The 1,695-nt window shown below is 32.3% G+C and carries 2 protein-coding genes and 1 pseudogene; all 3 read left to right on the top strand.

Annotation, left to right across the window (positions count from 1 at the left end; genetic code table 11):
- Positions 1–12 precede the first annotated feature (12 nt).
- Positions 13–337 (top strand): annotated as a pseudogene (locus HG1285_RS18425) (DUF2173 family protein).
- Between the two features lie 51 nt (positions 338–388).
- Positions 389–769 (top strand): SCP2 sterol-binding domain-containing protein, encoded by a 381-nt coding sequence (locus HG1285_RS02690; protein ID WP_008289061.1) that lies wholly within the window; start codon positions 389–391, stop codon positions 767–769.
- On the top strand, positions 763–1,695 hold a 933-nt coding region (locus HG1285_RS20610; protein ID WP_008289060.1), incomplete at its 3' end, for a sigma 54-interacting transcriptional regulator. The genes HG1285_RS02690 and HG1285_RS20610, both read left to right, overlap by 7 nt.

The raw sequence follows: 1,695 nt of genomic DNA, 5'->3' as shown, positions 1-1,695 counted from the left end.
GAGGTAAGAAATATGGCAGATTTAAAGAAATTATTGGAAATAAAGGCGTTTTGCAGCCGGTGAATTTGACAACAACGGTAATTTAGTTGCATATGAAGGAGATATTTCAGAAGAAGAAGCAGCTATGGCTGCTAAAATGTGCTGGGCTAACAATGCAATGGCAACAATGCAAACAGAAGGTTATACTGCTTTCTCAGGTCAGGAATGGGTTCCTCTTAAAGGCTGGGCATTATCTGGACCTAAATATTCTGTATGCGTAGCTGGAAATGTTGGTGTATTTGTTAAAAATGATGAAGTTTCTTTTAATGAAGTATTTCAGGCTTTGCTTTCAGCTTAAATAATAACAATGGGGCGTACTTGCCCCTAATTTAAATCAAAAGGAGAAAAGATGGCTAAATTTTTATCTGAAGAATGGATTAAACAATACGCTGACCAGTGGAACAAAAATGATAAACTAAAAGAAGGGTTGAAAAATTTTTCAGCAACAATTAAATATTATATAGAAGGGGTTAAGCAACCTCCTGTATATGTAAAGGTAGAGAAAGGTCAAGTTATAGAAGCAGGAACAGCTCCTGAACAAAAATATGACTTTGAAATGTGGGCTACACCTGAAAACTGGAAAATCTTAGCAACAGGAGAAATGGGACCCAAAGCTGCAATGCTAACAAAGAAACTAAAATTTAAAGGTTCTATGATAACTGCAATGAAATATATGACACCTTTTGAAGAAAGTTTAAAAATGATGTCCAAAATACCTACAGAGTGGTAAAGTTGAATTTAAAAGTTTTAGATTACTTATCTTCAGGGGTTATATTTGTAACCCCTGATAAAAAAATAGGTTATATAAATAAAGCAGCTTCAAAAACAGTAAAAAAGAAAGTTGGTGATAGCTGTTTTGGTTTATTTTCCACATGTAAAACTAACTGTCCTTTAGACAATGCTGAAAATCTAACCGAAGAGAATTTAAATCTTTTCAATGTAAACCTTTCCTGCTGTGAAAAAACCGTATGTCATACTATAACTCCCGTATTTGAAAATGGAAAGTTTCAGGGTTTGATTGAAGAATTTAAAGACAGTTCAAAAATTACAGAATATATAAATAAAATTAAAGAACAAAAAGAGTTTACAAATCTTATACTTGATTCTGTTATAGACGCTATCATTGTTATAGATAACAATGGAGATATTATTCATTATAATGAAGTAGCAAAAAGAACCCTTTGCAAAGAGATAGATGACATAAAAGGTTTTAACATTGAAATGCTTCTTGGTGTCGGTAAGGATAGACTTCCTGAAGAAGGTAAAAGAGAAGATATAGAAGTTGAAACTCCTGCTTATGGTAAGATTAAAGTTTCCATGTTAAATACTTCTTTAAAAAATGGTGAAGGAAGAATAATTTCATTTTATGTTTTACCTGAGTGTATGATAGATACAGATGCTTCTAAAAGTCGTATTATTACAAAAAACCCAAAATTTTCAGCTGTATTAGATATGGCAAAAACTGTTGCTGATACAACGGCAAATGTTTTAATAGAAGGAGAAACAGGAACAGGAAAAAATATTTTAGCGAAATACATACATATGATATCATCCCGTAGAGATAATCCATTTGTAAAAATAAACTGTGCTGCCATTCCTGAAAATCTCCTTGAAAGTGAACTGTTTGGATATATGAAAGGTGCTTTTACAGGTGCC

This window comes from Hydrogenivirga sp. 128-5-R1-1, from assembly GCF_000171895.1.
Note: the sequence above shows the minus strand (reverse complement) of the source record. Positions and strands in the feature narration are given on the sequence as shown.

What these genes read in the sequence shown, in the direction of transcription:
- HG1285_RS02690 (WP_008289061.1), top strand. Translation starts at nt 389, where the DNA reads ATGGCTAAATTTTTATCTGAAGAATGGATTAAACAATACGCTGACCAG.